This window comes from Anoxybacillus sp. PDR2 (assembly GCF_009834045.1).
Taxonomy (GTDB): domain Bacteria; phylum Bacillota; class Bacilli; order Bacillales; family Anoxybacillaceae; genus Anoxybacteroides; species Anoxybacteroides rupiense.
The window spans coordinates 3,376,075-3,402,610 of the sequence record NZ_CP047158.1 but is presented as its reverse complement, the minus strand read 5'-3'; the positions used below and the strand labels follow the sequence as shown (position 1 = coordinate 3,402,610).

Annotated in this window: 22 protein-coding genes and 1 pseudogene; 17 read left to right on the top strand and 6 right to left on the bottom strand. The window is 43.6% G+C overall.

The window, feature by feature from the left end; all coding sequences use genetic code 11:
• Positions 1–213: 213 nt before the first annotated feature.
• Both GRQ40_RS16415 and GRQ40_RS16410 read right to left on the bottom strand, forming a co-directional pair.
• A complete protein-coding gene (locus GRQ40_RS16415; RefSeq protein WP_159720385.1) occupies positions 214–1,890 on the bottom strand; it encodes an RNA-binding domain-containing protein in 1,677 nt (558 codons plus the stop codon).
• Between the two features lie 411 nt (positions 1,891–2,301).
• Positions 2,302–2,580: pseudogene (locus GRQ40_RS16410) on the bottom strand (IS21 family transposase); the annotation flags it as partial.
• Between the two features lie 1,223 nt (positions 2,581–3,803).
• Between GRQ40_RS16410 and ahpC the strand changes: the two are divergent.
• The 9 genes from ahpC (at position 3,804) to GRQ40_RS16365 (ending at position 13,448) form a co-directional block, all read left to right on the top strand.
• On the top strand, positions 3,804–4,367 hold the full coding sequence (ahpC, locus tag GRQ40_RS16405) for an alkyl hydroperoxide reductase subunit C (protein WP_159720384.1): 564 nt from the start codon (positions 3,804–3,806) through the stop codon (positions 4,365–4,367).
• A gap of 14 nt (positions 4,368–4,381) precedes the next feature.
• Entirely contained in the window at positions 4,382–5,911 is a 1,530-nt protein-coding gene (ahpF, locus tag GRQ40_RS16400; protein ID WP_159720383.1) for an alkyl hydroperoxide reductase subunit F, read from the top strand.
• Between the two features lie 493 nt (positions 5,912–6,404).
• Entirely contained in the window at positions 6,405–6,866 is a 462-nt protein-coding gene (locus tag GRQ40_RS16395; RefSeq protein WP_159720382.1) for a MerR family transcriptional regulator, read from the top strand.
• Between the two features lie 138 nt (positions 6,867–7,004).
• Positions 7,005–7,691 (top strand): zinc metallopeptidase, encoded by a 687-nt coding sequence (locus GRQ40_RS16390; protein WP_044741479.1) that lies wholly within the window; start codon positions 7,005–7,007, stop codon positions 7,689–7,691.
• Positions 7,692–7,752: 61 nt separating this feature from the next.
• On the top strand, positions 7,753–9,087 hold the full coding sequence (locus GRQ40_RS16385) for a hemolysin family protein (RefSeq protein ID WP_159720381.1): 1,335 nt from the start codon (positions 7,753–7,755) through the stop codon (positions 9,085–9,087).
• A gap of 270 nt (positions 9,088–9,357) precedes the next feature.
• Positions 9,358–10,080, top strand: coding sequence for a ZIP family metal transporter (locus tag GRQ40_RS16380; protein WP_159720380.1), 723 nt, complete (start codon positions 9,358–9,360; stop codon positions 10,078–10,080).
• A gap of 122 nt (positions 10,081–10,202) precedes the next feature.
• Positions 10,203–10,511 carry an ArsR/SmtB family transcription factor gene (locus GRQ40_RS16375; RefSeq protein ID WP_066149632.1) on the top strand — a complete coding sequence of 103 codons (309 nt, stop codon included), beginning with the start codon at positions 10,203–10,205 and terminating at the stop codon, positions 10,509–10,511.
• A gap of 17 nt (positions 10,512–10,528) precedes the next feature.
• Positions 10,529–11,479 (top strand): cation diffusion facilitator family transporter, encoded by a 951-nt coding sequence (locus tag GRQ40_RS16370; protein WP_066149634.1) that lies wholly within the window; start codon positions 10,529–10,531, stop codon positions 11,477–11,479.
• A gap of 520 nt (positions 11,480–11,999) precedes the next feature.
• On the top strand, positions 12,000–13,448 hold the full coding sequence (locus GRQ40_RS16365; RefSeq protein ID WP_159720379.1) for a S41 family peptidase: 1,449 nt from the start codon (positions 12,000–12,002) through the stop codon (positions 13,446–13,448).
• A gap of 37 nt (positions 13,449–13,485) precedes the next feature.
• Here GRQ40_RS16365 and GRQ40_RS16360 read toward each other — a convergent pair whose 3' ends face one another.
• The 4 genes from GRQ40_RS16360 to GRQ40_RS16345 form a co-directional block, all read right to left on the bottom strand.
• Positions 13,486–13,884, bottom strand: a complete 399-nt coding sequence (locus tag GRQ40_RS16360) for a GtrA family protein (protein WP_080860212.1) — start codon at positions 13,882–13,884, stop codon at positions 13,486–13,488.
• Positions 13,881–14,870: a glycosyltransferase family 2 protein gene (locus tag GRQ40_RS16355; RefSeq protein ID WP_080860209.1), complete on the bottom strand. Its 990-nt coding sequence runs from the start codon at positions 14,868–14,870 to the stop codon at positions 13,881–13,883. Before GRQ40_RS16355 ends, GRQ40_RS16360 begins: the two co-directional genes overlap by 4 nt.
• A 15-nt stretch (positions 14,871–14,885) precedes the next feature.
• A complete protein-coding gene (locus tag GRQ40_RS16350) occupies positions 14,886–16,574 on the bottom strand; it encodes a DUF6044 family protein (RefSeq protein ID WP_159720378.1) in 1,689 nt (562 codons plus the stop codon).
• Positions 16,575–17,067: 493 nt separating this feature from the next.
• Positions 17,068–17,571 carry a MerR family transcriptional regulator gene (locus GRQ40_RS16345; RefSeq protein WP_066149651.1) on the bottom strand — a complete coding sequence of 168 codons (504 nt, stop codon included), beginning with the start codon at positions 17,569–17,571 and terminating at the stop codon, positions 17,068–17,070.
• Positions 17,572–17,810: 239 nt separating this feature from the next.
• Between GRQ40_RS16345 and GRQ40_RS16340 the strand changes: the two genes are divergently transcribed.
• The 8 genes from GRQ40_RS16340 (at position 17,811) to hprK (ending at position 26,523) form a co-directional block, all read left to right on the top strand.
• Complete coding sequence (locus tag GRQ40_RS16340; RefSeq protein ID WP_159720377.1) at positions 17,811–19,004, top strand: PDZ domain-containing protein; 1,194 nt, start codon at positions 17,811–17,813, stop codon at positions 19,002–19,004.
• Between the two features lie 16 nt (positions 19,005–19,020).
• A complete protein-coding gene (locus GRQ40_RS16335) occupies positions 19,021–19,242 on the top strand; it encodes a CsbA family protein (RefSeq protein WP_044741465.1) in 222 nt (73 codons plus the stop codon).
• A gap of 202 nt (positions 19,243–19,444) precedes the next feature.
• Complete coding sequence (uvrB, locus tag GRQ40_RS16330) at positions 19,445–21,424, top strand: excinuclease ABC subunit UvrB (protein ID WP_080860198.1); 1,980 nt, start codon at positions 19,445–19,447, stop codon at positions 21,422–21,424.
• Positions 21,425–21,440: 16 nt separating this feature from the next.
• Positions 21,441–24,302 (top strand): excinuclease ABC subunit UvrA, encoded by a 2,862-nt coding sequence (gene uvrA, locus GRQ40_RS16325; protein ID WP_370514208.1) that lies wholly within the window; start codon positions 21,441–21,443, stop codon positions 24,300–24,302.
• Positions 24,303–24,629: 327 nt separating this feature from the next.
• Positions 24,630–24,944, top strand: coding sequence for a magnetosome magnetite crystal formation protein family (locus GRQ40_RS16320; protein WP_044741481.1), 315 nt, complete (start codon positions 24,630–24,632; stop codon positions 24,942–24,944).
• Between the two features lie 14 nt (positions 24,945–24,958).
• A complete protein-coding gene (locus GRQ40_RS16315; RefSeq protein WP_066149663.1) occupies positions 24,959–25,159 on the top strand; it encodes a PspC domain-containing protein in 201 nt (66 codons plus the stop codon).
• The gene (locus GRQ40_RS16310) at positions 25,156–25,500 is read left to right on the top strand and encodes a phage holin family protein (protein ID WP_080860193.1); all 345 of its coding nucleotides are present in this window, start codon (positions 25,156–25,158) and stop codon (positions 25,498–25,500) included. The genes GRQ40_RS16315 and GRQ40_RS16310 overlap by 4 nt, the downstream gene beginning before the upstream one ends.
• Before the next feature lie 87 nt (positions 25,501–25,587).
• Positions 25,588–26,523 carry an HPr(Ser) kinase/phosphatase gene (gene hprK / locus GRQ40_RS16305; protein WP_044741460.1) on the top strand — a complete coding sequence of 312 codons (936 nt, stop codon included), beginning with the start codon at positions 25,588–25,590 and terminating at the stop codon, positions 26,521–26,523.
• The last annotated feature ends 13 nt before the right edge of the window (positions 26,524–26,536 follow it).

The window sequence follows — 26,536 nt, the reverse complement described above, 5'->3', positions numbered from 1 at the left end:
AACAACATACTCAGACAAAAACCTCCAAATTCTAGAATATGTTTTAAACTCTTTAGTAAATATTAAAAGACACCGGTTTAAATTGAACCGATGTCTTTAACTAAATCCTATAACTAATTAGTTAATGGAAAAACCGCGTAAAATCAATATTCCAGCGGTTTTTATAACTAATTTTATTAACTAAACCTATAACTAATTTAAAACTAAGTTTAACTAATTAGTTAATACCCATTTTGGATAGCGGGAAGAACCTTGATTGACAATGGTTTTATCCTTTTTAGACATTTCTTGAAGCAAATTGCCGATGTACTTTCTTTTCTGCTTCTCATCAAGAGCATCAGATAGTTTATCTAGCAACAAATCATCAATATCTTTTCTATTTGCCACTTTGTACTGACGCAAAAATAAAATAATCATTTGCTTATAATGCTCTTTGTTAAAAGCCCTGTTTTTAATATAAGTAGTCTTATCTCCTGTAAGTTCAGAAATTTTAGCGGAAACATATAGGTTTGGATATCTGCCTTCCACTAATTTTAATGCCCTTAATTTTTTTGCTTCTTCTTGTGTGATGCGCTGCTTTTTTTGTACCTTATCTAATGCAATCACTACGCTGAGATCCAGATCTGTATGATTAATCAGCATGCGAGTATAGTTGTAATCCAGTATTTTGCCGTAAATAGTTACCTTAACTTTATTTGGCTCACTTAAATCATAATCTGGCATTGGAAAGAATCTTTTTCGTTGTTCTAAAAACATTTTCTTAATTCCCGAACCAATTGTATCAATCATATTCAGATTGACCATTGCTTCGGCTAAAAAGCGATTTCGATAATATTCTTGAGGTGCATCACGTTTAATCACATTCTCAATCGTTTTAGGAATAAACTCACCAAGATTTGTAAAAATTAATTCCTCTGGTTTTTCAACAACATTAATTCGTCCTTGAAGAGTGTAATCTTGATGAGCAATACAGTTATGCAACGCTTCACGAATGACATAAGGATCATACTGATTCACTTCAATGGGGAACAAACTTTGGTCCGGCATATAGCGATATTTTAAATTGCGGATTTTTGCAAAAAGTTCATTTGTGTTTAAAATAAATGGAGGCCCAAAATGCTCATAGTCCCTCTCAATATTATGTTCGTCTTTCAAAATCCATGTCATTTTTGCAACAGCTGGCGCCAAAAAATGTTCGGATTCAGGTTTACCAAGCAATATAATAGCTGCTCTTGTAATTTGTCCGTTAATCGTTACCCTTGCTTTATTCAGAAACGTTATATCATCCCATTTATCAACATCTTCGGCTAAATGCGGATTTTTCTTTTTATACTCTTCTCTTGCCTTCTCAATGGCGGTTTTATCTAAGGCGTCAATCGTAGCACCGGGGCAAATCCCAGCCGACCAATCTTCTTTCATACGTTGAGTGCGAATACTTTCGATTTCTTGTATGCTGAGTGGACTTTTCGACTCGCCATTTCGGCCAAAATAATGACCTTTCCAAGATGTTGGCATTCCTTTTGGCGCAGCAGGAATCTGAAACATAATCACCCTGCCCTCGGGATAAAAAAGTTCATAAATCTCAACAAACGATAATCCATCGTTTGTATGCCTTGATATCTCATATTTAAGGCGATCTAAATCGGCTCTATTTTCTCTGTATTGTGTTCCAACAATTTCTTTATTTTTATCTTTTACTCCAAAAATAAGCCACCCATAAGGCTGATTTTTTAAGTTAGCCTCATTGCTCAACGCTGAAAAGTATTCGCCTAAATCATCAAAATGAAAATTACTCTTGGCTTCTTTAAACTCTACCCATTCATTTTCGGAGGGGAGACTTCTAAACTCATCCAATAATTTTTTTAGTTCTATTTCATTCAATATCTTCACCTCCGCAAATACGATTATAACAGTCGAACTTATTTTATGTATAACATATCGAATGTTTGTAGTATTTACTTATTACATTCAACATATATCTTATGTTGTCCTTTTCGCAAAAGATAACGTTTATAAAAAATTAAAAATGGAGCGATTGCCTCGTTTTCCATCTCCCTTTAAACAAATAGCTTCTTCTTGGTTTATTTCTTCGTTTTTGCTTATAAAAAATTTCATAAACTGCTTTCACGATAATCATTAGAACAATTAAAATATAATTGCTAACAATCGCTATTTGTTGACTATTATCTGGAGTTGTTAAGACAAATTTAAAACTTTCTTGTACCTATTCCACATTCATCTTGGTCGTAAATTCCACATATTTCATTCGAGAATATGATACGGCCGAACAAAATCTCTTCATATCATTATCCTGCCGGTGTATCCCATCGCTTGAATCTCTTCAAAGAGAACCACACCATTTGTCGTACCTTCTTGTATTCGTTGAAGAAGATAGCTTTTATAAGGATCTAGTTTGCTTTTTCTTTTTTTCTCACTGACTTTACGTTCTGGAAGCTTGTCCTCCTTTAGATACTTACGAATGGTTTTCCGATCAAATCCTGTTTCTTTGGCAATCGCTGTTTGAGTCCAACCTTTCTGATACAACTCTCGAATCATAAAAAACTCCCCTATCTTCAGCATCGTTTCTCCACGCCATCTAAGATGTTGTTTCGAAACGATGATCTGTTATTTTGGGGAATTTTAAACCGATTTTATCACTATTGATTACAGCTACATAAATCTAAAATTTAAAAAGCAGCATCAACATGCACAACTTGTCTGGATAGCCCTTTCAGCAAGTTGTGCATTTTTTATGAAGGGAGGATGGCATGGCAAGGTTTCTGTATGAATGGTTCAATTGAATCAGTCCTTTTTTACTTATGAAACAGGATCATTGAATATCATTTGAGATTGTTTTAACATACCTATCAAGAAGTCTCCCACCTCTTCATTTGCGAGGGAGATACTAGCACCACGTCATAGGGAGGGAACTTAAGATACGAAATACGAGGGGACTGGTTGATAGTGAAACGATTCTTTGCGATTAGGCAGGTGAGTTTACTTTAGAAAGGGAAAAGAGTAAAATAAAGACGGATATGGATTTTATATGGAATATTTTAGAATTTTATAGAGATTCGGTTTTGTCTCTTGCTATAACCGGATTCCGTTTTTCAGTAGACCGCACAGCATGAAACGGCAGATCGCTGATCAGGTGCCGATGATCTCCCGATGCTTCTATCTCTGTATGATGTCACATTGGCTCAGCAGCTTTGTCTTTCCGTTTGATTTGAAAAAACACTTTGATGATCGAATCCTTCTTCGCTGAACGTTCTTTGCTTGTATGTTCTTATCATGATGGGGGCAAAATAAAAGTGTATGCTTTTGATTGGGCATATGCGATGATCGTTAAGTGAGCCGGCTCCTCAAGCAAGGAGTGTCACATATACTTGTGCGGGAAAAGATCTAGCGCTTGTTATCAATGGCTCAAAACACGCTTTCGCTTTGCTTCTCCTTACAAACCTATTAAAATCAGTAGCCATACGCAGAAATGTTTGAAAAGCGCGTCTTTTCGTCAATGTGGATCGTGACTCATTCAGAGGAAACGGTTGCTTATTCTCATTCATTATCGATCAAATGGTCGCTAAATGAGAAAAGATGATCAGCGGCGGAGCGCAGCATGGAGGAGAATGGCCGCTTTCGATTGTCTGAGGGATAAAATCAAAATAAATTTGAATCATATCTATTGACAAATAGATACTACTATATGATAATAAATATCGAATTATAATTATTATAATTTGCACAAGTGGCTTGTGTAACAATCTGTGAATTATTCCAGCACTATTTTTAGGAGGTAGATGAAGATGTCTTTAATCGGCAAAGAGGTACAATCATTCCAAGCAAAAGCGTTCCATAATGGAGAGTTTATCGATGTGACAGAGCAAAACTTTAAAGGAAAATGGAGCGTTGTTTGCTTCTATCCAGCTGACTTTACATTCGTATGCCCTACAGAGCTTGAAGACTTACAAAATAACTATGCAACTTTAAAAGAGCTTGGTGTTGAAGTATATTCTGTTTCAACAGATACGCATTTCACACATAAAGCATGGCATGATACATCTGAAACCATTAACAAAATCGAATACATTATGATTGGCGACCCTTCACAAAAACTATCTCGCATGTTTGATGTATTAGATGAAGAAGCAGGTCTTGCTCAACGCGGTACGTTTATTATTGATCCAGACGGTGTGATCCAAGCGGTTGAGATTAATGCTGACGGTATCGGCCGTGATGCAAGCACATTGATTAACAAAATTAAAGCTGCGCAATATGTTCGCAATAATCCTGGTGAAGTTTGTCCAGCTAAATGGCAAGAAGGATCAGCAACACTGAAACCAAGCCTTGATCTTGTAGGTAAAATTTAAGAGGGGACATCAACATGATATTGGATGCAGAAATAAAAGCACAGCTGGCCCAATATCTGCAATTGATGGAAGGAGACGTACTTCTTAAAGTCAGCGCGGGATCCGATAGCGTATCCCGCGATATGCTGGCTCTTGTGGATGAATTGGCCACCATGTCTCCTAAAATCAAAGTAGAGAACACACAGCTAGAGAGAACGCCAAGCTTTAGTGTGAATCGCATCGGCGAAGACACAGGGGTCACATTTGCCGGCGTTCCATTGGGCCATGAGTTTACTTCATTGGTGTTGGCTCTACTCCAGACAAGTGGAAGACCTCCAAAGGTCGATCAGAAAGTAATTGAACGAATTAAAAACATAAAAGGCACCTATCATTTTGAATCCTATGTAAGCTTGACATGCCATAACTGCCCTGACGTTGTACAAGCCTTGAATTTAATGAGCATCCTGAATCCGGGCATTTCGCATACGATGATTGACGGTGCAGCGTTTAAGGATGAGGCAGAAAGCAAGGGGATTATGGCCGTTCCGACTGTATTCTTAAATGGAGAGCTTTTTGGCAGCGGACGGATGTCTCTTGAAGAAATTCTTTCAAAGATAGGAAGCACTTTGGATGCCTCCGCTTTCGCTGAAAAAGAACCATTTGATGTGCTTGTTGTCGGTGGCGGTCCAGCTGGTGCAACGGCAGCGATTTATGCAGCGCGAAAAGGCATTCGCACGGGTATTGTAGCTGAACGTTTTGGGGGACAAATATTGGATACGTTGGGCATTGAGAATTTTATCAGTGTCAAATATACAGAAGGCCCTAAGCTTGCAGCGAGTCTTGAGGAGCATGTCAAACAGTATGATATCGATATCATGGATTCGCAGCGAGTGAAGCGCTTAGAAAAGAAAGATCTTATTGAAATCGAGCTTGAAAATGGCGCGGTTTTAAAAAGCAAGACAGTGGTTTTGGCAACAGGCGCTCGCTGGCGCAATCTTGGGGTGCCAGGTGAGGCTGAGTTCAAAAACAAAGGAGTGGCCTACTGCCCTCATTGCGACGGTCCGTTGTTTGAAGGAAAGCATGTGGCCGTTATTGGAGGCGGCAATTCCGGCGTAGAGGCAGCGATTGATCTTGCCGGTATTGTCAAGCATGTCACCGTCTTTGAATTTATGCCGGAATTAAAAGCTGATGCCGTTCTTCAAGAGCGCCTCTACAGTTTGCCTAATGTCACCGTTCTTAAGAACGTCCAAACAAAGGAAATTACCGGTACAGACCGAGTAAACGGCATTTCTTACATTGACCGCGAAACAGGTGAAGAGCATCACCTTGAACTACAAGGCGTATTCGTGCAGATTGGTCTTGTGCCAAATACCGATTGGTTAGAGGGAACTGTTGAGCGCAACCGCTTCGGCGAAATTATCGTCGATAAGCGAGGGGCTACGAACATCCCTGGCGTATTTGCGGCAGGCGACTGCACAGATAGCGCATATAAGCAGATCATTATTTCGATGGGATCAGGCGCGACCGCCGCTTTGGGCGCATTTGATTACCTCATTCGAAATTAATCAAATGATAATATGTGAACTCTTGGAAAGCCGCTTTCTGAATGGCAGTGGAAAGCGGCTTTCTTTTTAATTTTAACAAAGCCTGCGGATCAAGTAAATCGCCTTTAAGAATTTGACGGCCAAAAGGTCTATTCCTCGATCTCCAAGAAGCACTTTCTAGATTAGCTCCCCGCCATGCATGATGGGCGAAATCGGCTTTCCTGATGCATAAAAATAGATGAATCCTTCCCCGCCATCCATTCGTATATATTCATAAAGTGAACTTATATGTGTAAATACAACTGAAAGATCCATGATTGGAAGAATCCTGTGCACTCCCCATGATGATGGAAAACTGCTTGCAGAGCGAGAAAGCGGTTTGTTCGGTGCCATGAACGTTGAAGGTAGATGATTGGAAGAGAAAAGTTGCCGAATTATGTTGTCTTATATAAAAAAACTATACAGCATAACGTTTGACTGTATGGTTTTTATAGGTACAATATGAATTAAAAGAATGAAAATCAATGAAAGGGGTGAATGTATTGGGAAGTTGTTTAAAATTGGCGAACTTGCGGAATTAGCAGGTGTATCGAAACGGACGATCGATTATTATACACAGCTTGGCTTGCTTGAACCCCTTCGTTCTGAATCGAATTATCGTTATTATCCTGAAGAGAGTCTCGAATATTTGCGGCTGATCCATGTGTTAAAGAAACAAAATTTAACGCTGGAAGAAATCAAAGAACGCGTACAGACGATGAAGAATTTATCGTTTTCTGTAGAGGAAATTGCCAATAAGATTGAGCATCTTCAGGAGCAGATGAAGCATATTCAAGAAGAAGTGTTGGAATTAAAACCGTTGCTTCAGCATCTCAATAAACAGCAGATGAAGCTGATGACCAAACCGTTAGCACAGCAAGGATATGGGTTGTTGCACGCATTAGCGATATTGCTTGGGGAGAATCCTTTTATTTAACCAACAAAAAAAGGGTTGCATCCCTGAGGCCCCAGCTTTGTCAAAGCGAGAGCATCATGCAGCAAAACTTCCTATGAAGGCGGTACGGCAGGCCGATTGAATAGATGTAAACACCATATGGCAGTAGGAGGGAAAATGATGTTATTTCATCCGATGGACATTTTTATCTTTTTAGCATTTGGATTGTCACTTTGGGCACAATTTAAAGTAAAAGGAACTTTCAACCAATGGGCGAAAGTGCCTGCGGGCTCTTCACTGACAGGAGCTGAAGTAGCAAGAAGAATTTTGGATTCTCAAGGCTTATATCATGTTCCCGTTGAGCCTGTGGCTGGCGCGTTGACAGATCATTACGATCCGTTATCCAAAACGGTTCGATTATCTGAGCCTGTTTATTATGGGCATTCGATTGCGGCTTTATCGGTGGCCGCTCATGAAGTCGGGCATGCTATTCAGCATCAGCAATCATACGGTGCGTTAGTTTGGCGTCATCGCATGTTTCCGCTTGTGAATTTTTCGTCCGGGATCGCTCCTTTTCTTTTATTGCTTGGATTTTTGCTTCATCAAACATCGCTTATTGGATTTGGGATCATCCTCTTCTCCGCGGCTGTAGCATTCCAGCTAATCACGCTGCCGGTAGAGTTTAATGCAAGCTCCCGCGCCAAACAATTGCTTCTTGCGCAAGGAATGATTGTTCATCAGGAAGAGCGGGGCGTGAAAAAAGTATTAAACGCTGCAGCGCTTACTTATGTAGCGGCTGCTTTGATCTCTGTTTTAGAGTTAATGAAGTTTGTCATGATTTTCTTTCAAGGGAATAACGAGGAATAAAGCTTATGGATTCAATGGACAGGAGGTGGGTTCTCTAGCTGCCTTCAGCTGGAGAGTTTAATTGGAAATAGTGAATTTATTGATGGTTGCCGTTTTAATTGCTTTAACGGCATTCTTTGTCGCCTCGGAGTTTGCGATTGTCAAAGTGCGCAGCACACGTATTGACCAGCTTGTAGCGGAAGGAAACAGGAGCGCGATCGCCGCAAAGCGCGTTATCAGCAATTTGGATGAATACTTGTCGGCCTGCCAGCTTGGCATCACCATTACCGCGTTAGGTCTCGGCTGGCTGGGCGAACCCACCGTCATGCATTTGCTTCATCCTTTGTTTGAAGAGATGCATATAAACGAATCGGTAGCTTCTATCCTTTCTTTTGTCATCGCCTTCTCCACCATTACATTTTTGCACGTTGTGGTTGGCGAGTTAGCGCCTAAAACGCTGGCGATCCAAAAAGCCGAGACGATTACGCTGCTATGCTCCAAACCGTTAATTTTTTTCTACAAAGTGATGTACCCGTTTATTTGGGCGCTAAACGGATCCGCGCGGATGGTTACAGGGTTATTTGGCTTAAAGCCTGTGGCTGAGCATGAGGTAGCTCATTCTGAAGAGGAATTGCGGCTGATTTTATCAGAAAGCTATAAGAGCGGCGAGATTAATCCGTCTGAATATAAGTATGTCAATAACATTTTTGAGTTCGACAATCGCATTGCCAAAGAAATCATGGTGCCCCGCACAGAGATTGTTGCTTTTGATATAAACGATTCCATCATCGATCATTTTGAAATTATGAAGCAAGAAAAGTATACACGCTATCCCGTGATGGACGGCGACAAGGACCATATTGTCGGCATGGTGAACATTAAAGAAATTTTAACGGATTGTATTCACAATCCTCAAGCCGCAGAAAAGAAGATCGATGACTATATTCGTCCGATCATCCAGGTAATTGAGTCGATTCCGATTCATGATTTGCTCGTTAAAATGCAGCGTGAACGGGTTCATATGGCCATTCTCATTGATGAATATGGCGGGACAGCGGGCCTTGTTACCGTTGAAGATATACTGGAGGAAATTGTAGGGGAGATCCAAGATGAATTTGATGCCGATGAAGTCCCGAGAATTCGCAAAGTGAATGAACATACGATGATTGTGGAAGGAAAAGTGTTGATTGAAGATGTCAATGATTTGCTTGGAACACATATAGATGACACGGATGTGGATACGATTGGCGGCTGGATGTTAACAGAGAAATTTGATATTCAGCAAGGGGAGACGTTGGCATTCGATGGGCATGAGTTTAAGGTTTTACAAATGGAGGGCCACAATATCCGATTAATTGAAATCAAGAAACTTGTGAAATCTTCTGTACGAACAGAGCGGGAGACAGTGGTTGAATGACTAGGAATCAAGTGAAAAAGACACGGCAGCTGGTGATCAAGCTGCCGTTTATTTTTGGATCATGGGATAGGCACATGAAGAGGAAGGGGCGCATACGGGAATATAAAGCATGATGTGAAGCGACACATAGCGGAAAAAAGCGGCAGACTCAGCCTTTATTCAAAGATAGATAAGCTTCTTCACATGGGCGGATTTTTTCTTGTCCAGCCGCATATGGTAGTAAAGAGAAGAAAGAAAGGATTCGCGGTAAGGAATAAGGAGAGATCGGGGATGGACTCATTGGGATGGTTCGGATTTTCCGCTTCCGCACTTGGAATGCTCATAGGAGGAGCGGTTGCTTGGTTGTTTTGCGGCTGGCATAAAGGAACGCCTATTATTTTTTCATTGTCCAGCGGTATGATTTTTGGACTTGCGGTAGTGGAAATTTTGCCGGAAAGCATGGCGGCAGGAGGTTGGCTGCTTACTGTGATTGGATTAGCCGCAGGTTATGGGCTTTATCACCACTTAGAAAGCATGTGGCATCGAGTGGTTGTCGTGACGAATAGGAAAAACCATGATGCATGGATTCATTCGGGAGTATATCTTCTTTTTAGTATTGCTATACATAATTTTCCCACAGGGATCGCCTTAGGAGTCAATGCCCGTTCCCCGTTGGCTGAGCAGCTGGGGCTGGCCGTGATTTTTCATAATATTCCCGAAGGGTTGGCGGTTTTTACCCCGTTGCTGATGGCGGGAATGGGGATGATGGGAGTGGTTCTTGGAGCGATCGCCGTGTCGATTCCCGTTGGGATTGGAGCGCTGCTTGGAAGCCGTTATGGCGCGGATATTTCTTGGCTGTCCGCCGTGATGACAACCATGGCGGTGGGGATCATGTTGACAGTGGCTGCAAAGGAAATGTTGGGAACCGCTTTGAAGGAAACAAAGATGATCGATTGTCTGCTGCTTTCTACGCTTGGTTTTTTATCCGTTTGGTGTTTCTTAATTTTTCTTTAGGATGCTGAATAAGGAAAAAAGAAAACGAAAAAGAATGAAAAAAGGATAGACGAAATCATAAAGACAGAATATAATACATATGATCATATGTTCATGTGTTGTAAAAAGGAGGCTCTAACAAATTGGATAAAAAAGATCATGCTTTTTTAGCAGATGAAACGGTAGAACATGTGTCGTTAATCTTTAAAGCGCTGGCAGACCCGACACGAATGAAGCTCCTTTACTTATTGTCTCAAGAGGAATGTTCTGTTAATCATATGGCTGAAGTGCTGGAATTATCTCAATCAGCCGTCTCTCATCAGCTGAGCCTGCTCCGAAACTTGCGGCTCGTGAAATACCGGCGCGAAGGAAAAACGTTATTTTATTCTTGCGATGACGAACACGTTATTTCGCTATTAAAACAGGCGATCGATCATTCAGAGCACCATTAATGAGGAGGCGTGTAACAATGCATCACCATCATCATGATCATCACCATCATGGTCATCATCATGGCCATCATCACGGACACCACCATCATGATTTAGGAAGGGAAGGAAATAAAAAAGGGCTGATTGTGGCTCTTTCCATTACGGCTGGCATTATGATTCTCGAGTTTTTAGGAGGATTATGGACGAACAGTCTCGCCCTTTTGTCCGATTCCGGTCATATGCTGAGCGATGCCAGTTCGCTGCTTCTTAGCCTTATTGCGATCTGGTTTGCTGCCAGGCCTGCATCCCCCAATAAAACGTATGGTTTTTACCGGTTTGAAATTTTAGCGGCTTTGTTTAATGGTGTTACGTTGTTTATTATCGCTGGATTTATTATTTGGGAAGCCATTGGGCGTTTTTATCATCCGCCGACGGTTTCCAGCGGTTCTATGATGCTGATTGCTTTGATCGGTTTGATAGCGAATTTATTAAGTGCTTGGGCGTTAATGCGGAAAGGGGATGTGAAGCATAATGTGAATTTGCGCAGCGCCTACCTGCACGTGTTGGGCGATGCGCTAGGATCTGTAGGAGCGATCATGGCTGGATTGGTCATGTGGGCTTTTGGCTGGTATATAGCTGATCCAATTATTTCTGTGCTTGTTGCGCTTCTCATCTTGAAAGGGGCATGGGAAGTGATTAAGCATACGGTTCATATTCTGATGGAGGGCACGCCGATTACGATTGACCAGCACGAGGTGAAAAAAGCGCTTGAAAGCATTGAGGGAGTGGTCAATGTCCATGATCTCCATATTTGGACGATTACATCCGGGCTGGACTCTTTAAGCTGCCATATGCTGATTGAAGACTGTCAGGACAGCCAAAAGATTTTGCAGGCGGCGATTCATTTGATTGAAGAAAAATTTAAAATCCTCCATACGACCATCCAAATTGAAACCTCGCAAATTGATCACGGAGAAATGAGAGTGTAGTGATCGACTTTCCTTTCGCTGCATAGACACCATTTCTGATGGAGCAGATGATCCTTGGAAAGCCGACAGAAATCCGGATGATACCGCTCATCCATCTATGGATCTATGCGGAAGCTTGTTGTTTAGACAGCGGATGACTGAAAAACGACAGATCATAAAACTATGGATCATCAGGCGGCTTTTCTGATGAAGGCCTCCTTCTCTCCACTTTTTTAAGTACAGATGGAAGATGAAACATGATCGCCTATTCAAAAGCAGACATTTTTTCGATGGTCGTCCATCCGGCGAAATCCCCAATCACCTGCTCTTTGGAATGTTGCCGCATCACGTTTATATCGTCAAGTGGAACCAATACCATATCAGTTGAGAAAATAAAAGCAAACGTGTAAACTGAATATTGCGCAGATGTGATCATAAGCTGTACAAGCTGTTCATATAATGATGATAAAGGGCATCGCACGGCACGATTGTGTGGTGCCTTTCCTTGCATGGTGTAGTGTGGATAGAGGAGGAGAAAACGATGAAAAAGCAAACGACAGCAGTGCTTATGGCTTTATCGATGTTGGTCGGAGCTGGCGGAACCTATGCTGGTATACAGCTGACGGATCGTCATGAAAATAGCAGTCTTTCCGTCCAATCGGAGCAAGCCACAAAGGAAACGGGGAAAAATGAGCAGGAAGAGCTCAAAAAAATCCAACAAGCTTATGAGCTCATTAAAAGCCGTTATGTGCAAAAGGTGGATGACCAAAAACTAATCGAAGGCGCGATTCAAGGGATGATCGGCACACTGAAGGATCCATATTCTGTATACATGGATGAAGAAACGGCTGAGCAATTTAATGAGTCCCTTGATTCCTCGTTTGAAGGAATTGGCGCAGAAGTAAGCATGGTGGACGGAAAAGTGACGATTGTCGCTCCATTTAAAAACTCTCCAGCCGAAAAAGCGGGGCTGAAGCCAAACGATCAGATCGTGAAGGTGAACGGGCAAAGTCTGGAAGGACTTGATTTATATGAAGCGGTCTTAAAAATTCGCGGCAAAAAGGGAACGACGGTTCATTTGGACATTCTTCGCCCGGGGATGAAGGATATGATTCGAGTCAACGTCGTACGCGATGAAATCCCAATTGAAACGGTCTACGATTCGCTCAAGACGTATAATGGCAAAAAAGTAGGATATTTAGAGATTACTTCATTCTCAGAAAATACGGCTCAAGATTTTAAAAAGAAATTGGAGAAATTAGAATCGGAAAAAATGGATGGATTGGTCATCGATGTGCGCGGTAATCCGGGAGGCTACTTGCAAAGTGTAGAGGATATTTTAAAGCAGTTTATTCCGAAGGGCAAGCCATATATCCAAATTGAGGACCGCAATGGCCGCAAGCAAAAATTTTACTCCAATTTGACGGAGAAAAAGCCGTACCCGATTGTTGTGCTGATCGATAAAGGTAGCGCCTCAGCGTCGGAAATTTTAGCAGGTGCCATGAAAGAAGCCGGCGGTTATAAGCTGGTGGGGGAAACATCGTTTGGAAAAGGCACGGTGCAGCAGGCCATCCCGATGGGCGACGGCAGCAACTTAAAACTTACGCTTTATAAATGGTTGACTCCTGATGGAAATTGGATTCATAAAAAAGGAGTTAAGCCGGATGTGACTGTGGAGCAGCCGGAATACTTCCATGCCAGCCCGATTCATATTGATAAAGCCCTCCAATACAACATGAATAGTGAGCAAATTAAAAACGCCCAGCAAATGCTCAAAGGACTCGGTTTTGATCCGGGGCGTGAGGATGGATATTTCAGCGAGGAAACGGTAGAGGCCGTCAAGTCATTCCAACAAGAAAATAAAATTCCAGCTACAGGAAGCATTGACAAGCAAACAGCTGAATTGCTTGAAACGAAAGTGCTGGAAGCGGTCCGTGATGATAAAAATGACAAACAGTTAAAAGAAGCGATGAAAGTGTTATTCCAATAATACAAAGGGAACGGTTCGAAGCCGAATCGTTCCCTTTTCATTTGATGAAGACGAGACGTTTTTGTCCAAGGTAATTGAAGATGGTATAAAGCGCTGTGCCGAATAAAATGGCCATATCATCGGTATACTGGTCGGGCAGAAGGGAAACCGTGCCCATCGTCCAGTGAGCCAGTTGTTTGCCTAGCCGATAAGCAAAGAAGTAGCATACCATAATCACAAGTGCAAAACGAAAAGCGCTGCTGCCGATGGGCGCATGACTGCGAAATGTAAACAAACGATTTAAGCAGTAGCTGACGATGGCGCCAATCGTGTTGCCGATCAACGTGGCCCCCCAATAGGAAACATGAGCGAGATGAAGCAGCGCATACATGACAGACAATCCGACAGCGGTATTAATCAACCCGACAAGCAAGAAGCGGAAGAACGAATGATTCATAGATGGATCCGCTCTTTCTGGTTTGTTTTCATTCGCAGAGAATATAAATTTTCTTCAATGATAAACCGCGGTCTTCTTTTGACTTCTTGATAGATTTTTCCAATGTATTCTCCAATGAAACCGACGCTCATTAATAAAAGCCCTCCAATCAGCCAAATTGAGATCATAATGGATGTCCATCCTGATTCGGCATATCCCAACAGCTTGACGATGAAAGCATAGAGACCAGCGATGCTGCTAAGAAGAAAAGAAAGAAAGCCGACAAATGTAATGAAGCGAATCGGCACGACACTAAACGAAGTCACTCCATCCAAGGCGAAAGCCAGCATTTTTTTCAATGGATATTTCGATTCTCCAGCAAAGCGTTCTTTTCGATCATAAAGCACTTGAGTCGAACGGAACCCCAGCAGCGGAACGATACCGCGCAGAAATAGATTGGCTTCGTCATAACGGCTGAGCTCTTGCAGCGCCCGCCGGCTCATTAAGCGGAAATCAGCATGATTATAGATCAGAGCGATGCCCATTTTTTGCATCAATCGGTAAAAGCCTTGTGCGGTTGCCCGCTTGAACCATGTATCGGTGCTGCGGCTACGGCGCACACCGTATACAATATCAAAGCCTTCCCAATATTTTATAATAAATTCACGAATGGCCTGGATATCGTCTTGCAAATCAGCATCAATGGAAATAACGCAGTCCGAATACTCCATGGCCGCTTGAAGTCCAGCTAACAGCGCGCGTTGATGTCCAAAATTGCGCGATAGCTTAATTCCGGTGATCAGCGGATTTTTTTCGCTTTCCTCCAAGATAAGCTCCCATGTCCGGTCACGGCTGCCATCGTCGACAAACAATAGCTTGCTTTCAGAGGCAATCAGCTTCTCTTTTTGCAGCTGCTGTAATACACCGGTTAACTGTTTAGCTGTTTCTAAAAATACCTCTTCTTCGTTATAGCACGGTACCACAATGGTTAAAACAGGCGTTTCCATTCCGTCTCTCCTCCTTTATTCCACTTCGTATAAATAGATTTTCCAAACAGATTGGGAGTCTTCAAATGCTTTAAGCAGACGCAGATGATTTTCTTTGGCATTCATAATAGGAACGGATGAAAAGAGATAGCGTCCGCCCATTTTCTTAAATACGTCTGTATGAAGTTCTAAATGGTAAATTTTCTTATGGGATGTTTTGCGAAAGCCATAATGCTTTCCAAGCTCCGCTGAGAAAATGTAGACACGATTGCCCCAGTGATCGAAATAATCTTTCAGCTCTGGGCTCTTATCCAGCTCTTTCACGATGATTTTGCGAAAAGAGTGTTTATACGACAATGGGTAAAAATTATTGTACGTATCCAATGTATAAAAGCCGTTATATTGCGCAATGGCCGGATGCAGGCCGATGCTGGCGACACGATAGGAGCTTGGCGGTTTTCCGATGTATTCTTTGATTTCATGAAATAAATGCTCTGCATAAAATTCTTTAAATGACGGTGTGCCGCTGATACGGTAGCGAATTTCTTCATTGAATCCCCCTAACAACAGCGTTTGCAAAAGGATGGCAGCCATAGCCACCTGCTTCCAGCTTCTATTTCGGCGCCATAGTATTTGCAAGGCTAAAGCAAAGTCTAAATAAATGACCAAAGGCCGCAAAAAATGGAAACGAGCGAAATTAAAGGTGTTCAGCAACGCAAATCGTTCTTTGAGCGACTGCCAGCCTTTATAAAACCAAAAGGCGTACCAAACGGATAAAACAAAGTTTAGAATGAATAAAAACAAAAAACGTCTTTCGAGCTCCCCTTTCTTTGCTCTTAGGATGAAAGCAAAGGCAAGAAACAGAATGGGCTGAATGATAAAAGTATGCACGGTCATCACATGGGTATGACCAAGAAAATAGTTTTTAAATACAAGATGGATCGTATGCCAAAATCCAAGCTTTGAGGACACAAATTCGTTTCGGCTAGTCGGCTCATGGCTAAAAAGCAACGAATAGACAAGGCGGTATTCGATGGCCAAAAATAGGCTTGTCATGAACACGATACTGCCGAGAAACGGAATATTCCATTGTTTTTTGCCAATCGCATCACGAAGCCAAAGAAGCCCCATCGCCGTTAAGAAAAAGAAAAAGCCGAGCACAAAGCTTGCATAGAACGGAAGAAGGGCAAGGGTGGCCCATTCCTTCCATGACGCTTGACGGTTTCGAATGGACAGAAAAGCCCAAAGTGCTAGCGGCATGCCGAGGGTGCTAAGCATTCCCGACGGCCAGAAAGGAGTCAAAGCGAAGGTGAGCGCTGCTCCGACGCGAATAAGATAAGCTTCTTTTTCCTTAAGAAAATGCCGCTTTAATAAAAGATACATCCCCAGAAAAGCGAAGCCGCGCGTAATGGTCTGGCTGACGGCATACGCTACCATGGACGGAAGCAACGCGTGAAGCCAAACGATGCCGCTAAATTCGGTGCCATAGGCATTGCGCGGCAGTCCGTTAATGACTTGCGGAATCGTCGCGTTGATGGATCCAAATAGTTCTCCGCTTCGTACAAGCACCTTGTACCAAGCAATATTGGAATCTAAATTATCATGAACGCGAATATGGGCATTTTCTCCTAAAATATAAAGCGGAGAAAGATAAAGAATGATAAGAAAAATGGCGATCCATATGGCGATCCGTTCTCGTTTCTCCACAATCGAATGCTCTTGCATGGACCATCTCTGCTCCTTTCTTGCTGATGATTCATGTAATAGAATATCAATATTTCTCGCGCCTGATACCACCAATGACGGCTGGAAGATGCAAGAACTTCTGTTTCGTTACGCATCATGCCAAAAAAAAGCGGTCATGGCGATCCGGTTTGCCGATGGCCGAAACATAGAATCTGCCCATTACATTTTGATTTTCTTGGCGGCGGCATTCATTATAAACAAATAGAATTAAAAAAACATAAGAAATGGATAAAAAAAGGAGAAGGAAAAATAGAGTTCCATTCATTGTAATTTTCATATACATAGAGGTGACCAAGAAAAGCGGGGAATGATAAGTAGCCATTTCATTGGATTGACGAATAAAAAATCCCAAGAATGCCATTTTATCAACATTCTTAGGATTTTAATTTGGGAACATATCACGTGAAAATAAGATGGAAGCATATTGTGATGTTATTAGATATTGAACGTTCATGTGTTAGAGATGAAAGGTTCACACAAATAAGCCGATAATTCGGCCTACGCCGCGGCGTTTTTGCTTTTTAGACAAAGAATCGTCCGCTTCGCGCTTCTCATTGGCTTCTTCCAGCAGGGAGATGCGTTGTTCAAGCTGACGGATGTAAGAATGCAGCTCTTCAATTTCGCGGCGGTGCTGCAACAGTTGAACGGATACAACTTCATCTGCTTTTTGCTCAAGCTGGCGTTCAATGCGTTGAAAACGTGAGGTGAATTCGTTTAGATGTGGTTGAAGATGAGTGGAGAAAAAGTCTTCTGGGCACAGAATGTTTTTTTCATTTTCTTCTTCTGTTTCGCACTCTTCAAGAGCCGCTCCTTGCTCAAATTTGATCTGTTCAAGCAATGCAAGTGTTTCAGAATCGAATATGTAATGTCCTGCTTCGTTTTTTTTGCATGGAATCTCGTATTTTTTAACCCAGCGCTGAATCGTTTTAGGCGATACTCCAAGCCGCTTGGCAACATTGCTCGTTTTTAGTTCCATGGTTTTTCCTCCTCTTTTCTTTCCTTGTCTATATCATTTTTTCCATCGAATGTCCAAATTCCTTTTACGATGACAAAACTAGTGCTCATTCGGCAAAGAAAGTGGGAATAGGAAAAAATTCGCCATTTGTCGAATAACATATAAAAAAATATGCAGCCAATCGTATGATTTGTAGAAGCGATTTGCTAGAATGAAAAGTAGATCAGTAGATACGTTCATGATGATCGGAGGTGAAGCCCATGCTTGGCATGTGGGGGATGGAACTTTTGAAAGGAGTCGGGCGGTTGTTGACCGAGCCCCTTTTGTATTATGGCGTGCTGCTTGCGGCTTTCGTCGGCTGGCGTCGAATGAATAAAGAGCGGAAGCATTTTCATATTCGCGTATATGGCTGGTTTCAGGAAAGTGTCTTTTTTTGGCGCAGCGGTTGGGCCGTTGGCTTGTTTCTTTCCATCGTGACGGTAGTGTCTGGAATGGCGGTACCCCACGATGTGTTGCTGCTGCTTTTTTATGTGACGGTTTTGCTGAGCTTGACAGGACAGATGCGGTTACTATCTCCTGCTTATACGGTTGGGGGATTGGTTTTGCTTGCAGCTGGTTTTATGAAATACGGAGGCGCTTGGCCGTTGGTTTCAAAATATGTGGAAAGCCTTCACGAGGCGCCTATATCCGTTTTCATATGGCTGCTTGCATTGCTGTTATTTGCCGAGGGGTTTCTCATTTTGCGAAACGGAGCAGTGGCTACTTCTCCGCAGCTTGCTAAAAGCAAGAGGGGGCTTATGATTGGAGAACATTGGGTAGATAGGATTTGGTTTGTGCCTGTGCTTCTGCCAATTTCCAATGGCCCGCTCTCTTCACCTTTTTCATGGTGGCCATTGTTTTCGGGCGTGGATCATTCATATTCATTCGCTCTGGTGCCATTTTTGCTCGGCTTCTCGCAGCATATGCAAGGCATGCATCCACGAGCCTCTATTCAAATGGCCGGCCGTCGCGTGCTCTGGTTAGCGGCCGCTGTCTGCGCGGGAGCTTTGGCGTCTTCTTGGTTTCCTTCCTTAGGAATCGCGGTTGCAGCTGCGGCGTTGATTGCTAGAGAATGTCTGGCTTTTTGGCAGCATCGGCAAGACCGTTCCCGTCCCCCGTATTTTTCACAGCAAGAGCAGGGATTGGTTATTTTAGGAATTTTACCAGAATCGAAGGCTGAAAAAATCGGGCTGAAAATCGGCGAAGTGATTGTGAAAGTGAACGGCATACCAGTTAAAACGGAAAAAGAATTTTATGAGGCATTGCAGCATAACCGCGCTTTTTGTAAGCTAGAGGTGTTGGATCAAAATGAGGAAGTCCGTTTTGTCCAAGGAGCGTTATATGAAAATGAGCATCACGAGCTTGGATTGTTGTTTGTGCAAACGCGGGAAAAATGGACATCGGAAGCTGTATAGATAAGGGGTTTTGCTTATGTGGTTTCTCGTTGCATTAATCGTGCCGTTTTTGCTAGTGCTGCTTTTTACTCGTGTCACTTATAATCATTATGTGGGGACGCTGCTGACAGTGGCGCTGTTAGTAGCTTCTTATGTCAAAGGATATACAAACGAGCTTCATGAAGTGTTAGCGGATATTGCGTCGACAACGGCAGGCTTTTTATATGCAGAGAAAATGGTAAAAAAATTTAAAAAATAAGAAGAAAGCCACCGCAAAAGATCGATTGAACCGTTCTTTTGCGGTGGCTTTTGTTATTGCAGCCAAAGAGATGGAAATAGCTGTTCGCTCTGTAAGGCTTACGAAAGTTTTGGAAACGAATATAAGTTCGTATTTTTTGTGCATCTTAAGCATTCATGTGGTACAATACAATTAGGATGAATACGAAGGGGGCTTTGCGCAGGTGAAAGATCATTTTCAATTAGTATCAGCCTATCAGCCGCAAGGCGACCAGCCAAAGGCAATTGCTAAGCTGGTGGAAGGAATTTTGAACGGTACGAAGCATCAAACGCTATTAGGAGCGACAGGAACAGGAAAGACCTTTACCATTTCTAACGTCATCCAGAAGGTGAGTAAACCGACGCTGGTCATTGCTCATAATAAAACATTGGCGGGCCAGCTATATAGTGAATTGAAGGAGTTTTTTCCAAATAATGCAGTTGAGTATTTTGTGAGCTACTATGACTACTATCAGCCGGAAGCGTATGTGCCGCAGACGGATACGTATATTGAAAAGGACGCAAGCATCAACGATGAAATTGATAAGCTGCGGCATTCGGCCACATCTGCTTTATTTGAGCGGCGCGATGTCATTATTGTGGCCAGTGTATCATGCATTTACGGCTTGGGTTCTCCGGAAGAATATCGAGAGCTTGTCGTATCTTTGCGGACAGGGATGGAAATCGAAAGAAACGAATTGCTGCGCCGTTTAGTCGATGTGCAGTATACGCGCAATGACATTGATTTTCAGCGGGGAACGTTTCGCGTTCGCGGTGATGTCGTCGAAATTTTTCCGGCTTCGCGCGACGAGCATTGCATTCGTGTCGAGTTTTTTGGTGATGAGATTGAACGGATTCGCGAGGTAGATGCGCTGACGGGAGAAATTATCGGAGAGCGGGAGCATGTTGCGATTTTCCCAGCTTCCCACTTCGTCACGCGCGATGAAAAAATGCAGCTGGCGATTCAAAATATCGAGCAAGAGCTGGAAGAACGCTTGAAGGAGTTGCGGGAGCAGGGCAAGCTGTTGGAAGCGCAGCGGCTTGAGCAGCGCACGCGCTATGATCTTGAAATGATGCGGGAAATGGGCTTTTGTTCAGGAATTGAAAACTACTCACGCCATTTAACATTGCGCCCGCCAGGATCGACTCCTTATACGCTGCTCGATTATTTTCCAGACGATTTTTTAATTGTGATTGATGAATCGCACGTCACACTGCCGCAGATTCGCGGGATGTATAATGGCGACAAAGCACGCAAACAGGTGCTGGTCGATCACGGCTTCCGCCTGCCGTCAGCGCTTGACAACCGTCCGCTGACGTTTGAAGAGTTTGAGAAAAAAGTGAACCAAATTATTTATGTGTCGGCAACGCCGGGACCATACGAATTGGAGCATAGTCCGGAAATGGTCGAGCAAATTATTCGGCCGACCGGGCTTTTGGATCCGACGATTGATGTTCGTCCAATTCAAGGGCAAATAGATGACTTGATCGATGAAATTCATGAACGCGTGAAGCGGAATGAGCGAACACTAGTGACGACGCTCACGAAAAAAATGGCGGAAGATTTAACTGATTACTTGAAGGAAATAGGGATTAAGGTGGCCTATTTGCATTCGGAAATTAAAACGCTTGAACGCATTGAAATCATCCGCGACCTGCGCATCGGCAAATACGACGTGCTTGTTGGCATTAACTTGTTAAGAGAGGGATTGGATATTCCGGAGGTGTCGCTTGTCGCGATTTTAGATGCTGATAAGGAAGGATTTTTGCGTTCAGAGCGTTCGCTGATCCAGACGATTGGACGAGCGGCCCGCAATGCCAACGGTCATGTGATTATGTATGCCGATACGATCACCCAATCGATGGAGATTGCGATCAATGAAACAAAACGGCGCCGTTCCATCCAAGAGGCCTATAACCGTGAGCATGGCATCGTACCGAAGACGATTCAAAAGGGGATTCGTGATGTCATTCGTGCGACGTATGCGGCTGAACAGCCAGAGTCGTACGAGGTGAAGCCGGATCGCCGCAAATGGACGAAAAAAGAGCGGGAGCAGCTTGTGGCGAACTTAGAAAAAGAAATGAAAGAAGCGGCCAAAGCGCTTGACTTTGAACGCGCGGCCGAGCTTCGCGATTTAATTTTTGAACTCAAAGCGGAAGGATGATCAAAAGCTTATGCCAATGGATAAAATTACGATTAAAGGGGCAAGAGTTCATAATCTAAAGAATATGGACATTGAGATCCCGCGAGACCAACTTGTTGTTTTAACGGGGTTATCAGGTTCAGGAAAATCGTCGTTGGCGTTTGATACGATTTATGCGGAAGGGCAGCGGCGCTATGTCGAATCGCTTTCGGCATACGCCCGCCAATTTTTAGGACAAATGGACAAGCCGGATGTCGATACGATCGAAGGGCTATCTCCGGCCATTTCAATCGATCAGAAAACGACGAGCCGCAATCCGCGCTCCACAGTGGGAACGGTTACCGAAATTTATGATTATTTGCGCTTATTGTTTGCGCGGATTGGCCGTCCCGTTTGTCCAGAGCACGGCATTGAAATTACGTCGCAAACCATTGAACAAATGGTTGACCGCATTTTAGCTTACCCGGAACGAACGAAAATTCAAGTATTAGCGCCGATCGTATCGGGAAGAAAAGGAACGCATGTTAAAACGCTAGAAGAGATCAAAAAACAGGGATATGTACGCGTGCGCATAGACGGCGAGATGCGCGAGCTATCGGAAGACATCGAATTAGAAAAAAATAAAAAGCATTCTATTGAAGTAGTGATTGATCGCATCGTTGTGAAGGAAGGCATTGCCTCGCGCTTGGCTGATTCTCTGGAAACAGCGCTGAAGCTGGCTGACGGCAAAGTGATTATTGATGTGGTCGGAGAAGAGGAACTTCTGTTTAGCGAGCATCACGCTTGTCCGTATTGCGGTTTTTCGATTGGCGAGCTTGAGCCGCGCATGTTTTCATTCAACAGTCCGTACGGAGCGTGTCCCGATTGTGACGGGCTGGGCGCTAAATTGGAGGTAGACCGGGACTTAGTCATTCCGAATGATGAACTCACCTTGCGCGAGCATGCGATCGCTCCATGGGAACCGCAAAGCTCCCAATATTATCCGCAGCTGTTGGCGGCTGTTTGCCAGCATTATGGAATTGATATGGATGTTCCGGTAAAGGAGCTGCCGAAGGAGCAGTTAAATCGCATTCTGTATGGAAGCAATGGTGAAAAAATTTATTTTCGTTATGAAAATGACTTTGGACAAATTCGCGAACATTACATTGAATTTGAAGGGGTTATTCCCAATATTGAACGGCGTTACCGCGAAACAAGCTCTGATTATATTCGCGAGCAAATGGAAAAATATATGGCTGATCAGCCGTGTCCGACGTGTAAAGGCTATCGTTTAAAAAAAGAAAGCTTAGCCGTGCTTGTCGGCGGCAAGCATATTGGGGAAGTGGCATCGCTGTCTGTCACGGAAGCGCTCGCGTTTTTCCGGAGCTTAGAATTGAGTGAAAAAGAGCAGAAAATTGCCCATATGATTTTGCGTGAGATCATAGAACGGCTTGGTTTCCTAAATAATGTGGGCTTAGATTATTTAACATTAAGCCGTTCAGCCGGCACATTATCAGGCGGGGAGGCACAGCGCATTCGTCTTGCGACCCAAATTGGCTCCCGGCTAACGGGTGTGCTTTACATTTTGGACGAGCCGTCCATCGGACTCCATCAGCGTGACAACGATCGGCTGATTGATACGCTCAAAAACATGAGAGACATCGGCAATACGCTGATTGTCGTAGAACATGACGAAGACACGATGCTGGCTGCTGATTATTTGATTGACATTGGTCCAGGCGCCGGCATTCATGGCGGCCAAGTAGTGGCGGCCGGAACGCCGGAAGAAGTCATGAACGATCCTCATTCCCTAACAGGCCAATATTTGTCGGGCAAAAAGTTTATTCCGCTTCCGCCGGAACGCCGCAAGCCGGATGGCCGCTGGCTTGAAATACATGGTGCAAAAGAAAACAATTTAAGAAATGTGTCCGTGAAAATCCCGCTTGGCACGTTTGTGGCTGTGACAGGGGTATCAGGGTCGGGGAAAAGTACGCTTGTCAATGAAATTTTGCACAAAGCGCTGGCGCAAAAATTACAAGGAGCGAAAGCGAAGCCTGGAGAGTATAAAGCATTGAAAGGAATCGAGCATCTGGATAAAGTCATTGACATCGACCAGTCTCCGATCGGGCGTACGCCTCGCTCCAATCCGGCCACGTATACGGGAGTATTTGATGATATTCGTGAGGTGTTTGCAGCTACGAACGAGGCGAAGGTGCGCGGCTATCAGAAAGGCCGTTTTAGCTTTAACGTGAAGGGCGGCCGCTGCGAAGCCTGCCGTGGCGATGGCATTATTAAAATTGAAATGCACTTTTTGCCGGATGTGTACGTTCCATGTGAAGTATGCCACGGCAAACGCTATAACCGTGAAACGCTGGAAGTGAAATATAAGGATAAAAACATTGCCGAAGTGCTGGAAATGACGGTGGAGGATGCGCTCGCCTTCTTTGAAAACATTCCGAAAATCAAGCGAAAGCTGCAAACGATTTATGATGTTGGATTAGGCTATATCAAGCTTGGACAGCCGGCGACAACGCTATCTGGGGGAGAGGCGCAGCGGGTAAAATTGGCGTCCGAACTGCATCGCCGTTCGACAGGGCGCACTCTCTATATTTTAGATGAGCCGACCACAGGCTTGCATATTGATGATATCGCCCGCTTGCTTAAAGTGCTTCAGCGGCTGGTGGATAACGGTGATACTGTGCTTGTTATTGAGCATAATCTTGATGTCATTAAAGCGGCTGATTATATTATTGATCTCGGTCCTGAAGGTGGCGATAAAGGCGGACGAATCGTGGCGGTGGGAACCCCAGAGGAAATCGCCGAAGTGAAAGGGTCCTATACGGGACTGTATTTAAAACGCATTTTAGAGCGCGACCGCCAGCGAATGCAAGCGATGTATGAAGAAATAAAGGTGCCCTAATCAAGGGCCCTTTTTTCACATTCACATGAACAGATAAGGTCTAGCCAAAGAGGGAAAGATAAGCACAGGAGAAATAGATGCGCTGAATAGGGGGCAAGATCATCATCATTGCGCTTCCTTCTTTTGATGCAGAGAAGCTCAGATTGGAAATTCAACACCATCCACCGGGAAGTCTTCCTCCCTTAAACGGAGTGAAGGTGGGAGAGGCTCATGAGATGCTTTGTTTTCAAGGATGCTAGTGAGAATCCCATCTATGTATAGCATGAAGTGCTGAAACTTTTCGGTATATGCGTCGTATATATTGATATAAAGAAGGGAGCGATGAAGGTGAATTCATCTAAGCTGTTATCGGCCACTTGCTATTTTAGCGTGTTTTTTGCGCCGTTTCTTTTTCCGGTGATTGTTTATTTTGTCACGAAAGAGGAGAAGGTCAAAAAACATGCGAAAAAATCGCTGTTTTCGCATCTTCTTCCGTTTTTCATTCTTGTGCTGTCCATCGGTGGTTTTATCATTGCCGCAGCGACCAACCATGATGGCTTGGCAGCGCTGCCGTTTTTGGGAATCGTAGTTGGAGGGATGATTCATTTATTGGTCATCATTTGGAATGTGATCAAAGGCATTCAAGTATTGCAAGAAGCATAGAATGGAGTGAAACCATGAACAAAAAACTGGTTCGGTCTTATCATGACCGCAAAATAGCGGGCGTTCTCGGCGGCTTGGCCGCTTATTTTCGAATCGATTCAACGCTCACTCGGTTAATTTTTGTGATTTTGCTTTTATCGACTGGAATTATGCCATTTGTTTTATTTTACGTCATCGCTGCCTTGGTGATGCCGCAAGAGGGGATGGAACGATGAAGTGGCTTGCGCATATTATTGTCAATGCCGTGCTATTGTTGGCGCTTGCCGGCTATTTTCAGTCCATTCATTTGTCTGGGGTTGGCGCTGCGCTTTTAGCTAGCTTTCTGCTGTCGCTCTTAAATATGGTCGTCAAACCGATTTTGATTGTCTTAACGCTTCCGGTAACCGTCTTAACGTTTGGACTATTTTTATTTGTGATCAATGCTTTAACATTGCTTATGACATCATGGCTGATGGGCGACTCATTTACAATTGATGGATTCGGTGCGGCCTTGTTGGCTTCGCTTGCGATTTCTCTCTTTCATGTCATCATTGATGCGATTAGCGATAGAGACTAAAAACGTTCCGCTTCGGCGCGAACGTTTTTTCTTTTTTCACATGCGTTGGGAAAAGTGTTAAAATGGAAAAGCAAAGGGGGGGTTTTGATGCCGAAAGTTCGGACGCAAGATTTGATTGAACAATTTCAGCTTGAATTAATCAGCGGGGCGGAAGGAGTACACCGTCCGATTACAACAAGCGATTTATCGCGGCCAGGAATTGAAATGGCGGGATATTTTGCCTACTATCCAGCTGAGCGGATTCAATTGCTAGGAAAAACAGAGCTTTCGTTTTTTGAACGATTGCACCCGGCTGAAAAGAAGATTCGCATGGAAAAGCTTTGTACAGATATTACGCCGGGAATTATTGTATCGCGCGGGCTGGATGTTCCGCAAGAATTAATTGAAGCATCTGAGCGCCATTCGGTTCCGGTCATGCGTTCAACGATGAAAACGACACGCCTTTCGAGCCGATTGACGAATTTTTTGGAAAGCAAGCTGGCTCCGACGACCGCTGTGCACGGGGTATTGGTTGATGTATACGGTGTTGGCGTGCTGATTACCGGAAAAAGCGGTGTCGGAAAAAGTGAAACGGCGCTGGAGTTGGTAAAGCGAGGCCATCGTCTTGTGGCCGATGACTGCGTAGAAATTCGTCAAGAGGATGAAGGCCTTCTCGTCGGTAATGCTCCAGAGCTGATTGAGCATCTTCTGGAAATTCGCGGGCTTGGTATCATTAATATGATGACATTGTTCGGTGCAGGAGCCGTGCGGACACATAAGCGCATTTCGCTCGTCGTGGATTTGGAGTTGTGGGATCCGAATAAACAATATGATCGGCTCGGTTTAGAAGAAGAAAAAGTGAGAATTATTGATACAGAAGTGACAAAATTGACGATTCCAGTAAGACCCGGCCGAAATTTAGCGGTCATTATTGAGGTAGCCGCCATGAATTTCCGCTTGAAACGAATGGGAATGAATGCTGCTGAAGAGTTTTCGGCACGCTTAACAGATGCCATTGAGGATGGAGATCATGATTACGAATAAGAGAGGAGGAAGG

Coding starts and splice junctions, on each gene's coding strand:
- ahpC (WP_159720384.1), top strand. CDS start 3,804: ATGTCTTTAATCGGCAAAGAGGTACAATCATTCCAAGCAAAAGCGTTC.
- ahpF (WP_159720383.1), top strand. CDS start 4,382: ATGATATTGGATGCAGAAATAAAAGCACAGCTGGCCCAATATCTGCAA.
- GRQ40_RS16395 (WP_159720382.1), top strand. CDS start 6,405: ATGAAAATCAATGAAAGGGGTGAATGTATTGGGAAGTTGTTTAAAATT.
- GRQ40_RS16390 (WP_044741479.1), top strand. CDS start 7,005: ATGTTATTTCATCCGATGGACATTTTTATCTTTTTAGCATTTGGATTG.
- GRQ40_RS16380 (WP_159720380.1), top strand. CDS start 9,358: ATGGACTCATTGGGATGGTTCGGATTTTCCGCTTCCGCACTTGGAATG.
- GRQ40_RS16370 (WP_066149634.1), top strand. CDS start 10,529: ATGCATCACCATCATCATGATCATCACCATCATGGTCATCATCATGGC.
- GRQ40_RS16365 (WP_159720379.1), top strand. CDS start 12,000: ATGAAAAAGCAAACGACAGCAGTGCTTATGGCTTTATCGATGTTGGTC.
- GRQ40_RS16360 (WP_080860212.1), bottom strand. CDS start 13,884: ATGAATCATTCGTTCTTCCGCTTCTTGCTTGTCGGGTTGATTAATACC.
- GRQ40_RS16355 (WP_080860209.1), bottom strand. CDS start 14,870: ATGGAAACGCCTGTTTTAACCATTGTGGTACCGTGCTATAACGAAGAA.
- GRQ40_RS16350 (WP_159720378.1), bottom strand. CDS start 16,574: ATGCAAGAGCATTCGATTGTGGAGAAACGAGAACGGATCGCCATATGG.
- GRQ40_RS16345 (WP_066149651.1), bottom strand. CDS start 17,571: ATGGAACTAAAAACGAGCAATGTTGCCAAGCGGCTTGGAGTATCGCCT.
- GRQ40_RS16340 (WP_159720377.1), top strand. CDS start 17,811: ATGCTTGGCATGTGGGGGATGGAACTTTTGAAAGGAGTCGGGCGGTTG.
- GRQ40_RS16335 (WP_044741465.1), top strand. CDS start 19,021: ATGTGGTTTCTCGTTGCATTAATCGTGCCGTTTTTGCTAGTGCTGCTT.
- uvrA (WP_370514208.1), top strand. CDS start 21,441: ATGGATAAAATTACGATTAAAGGGGCAAGAGTTCATAATCTAAAGAAT.
- GRQ40_RS16315 (WP_066149663.1), top strand. CDS start 24,959: ATGAACAAAAAACTGGTTCGGTCTTATCATGACCGCAAAATAGCGGGC.
- GRQ40_RS16310 (WP_080860193.1), top strand. CDS start 25,156: ATGAAGTGGCTTGCGCATATTATTGTCAATGCCGTGCTATTGTTGGCG.
- hprK (WP_044741460.1), top strand. CDS start 25,588: ATGCCGAAAGTTCGGACGCAAGATTTGATTGAACAATTTCAGCTTGAA.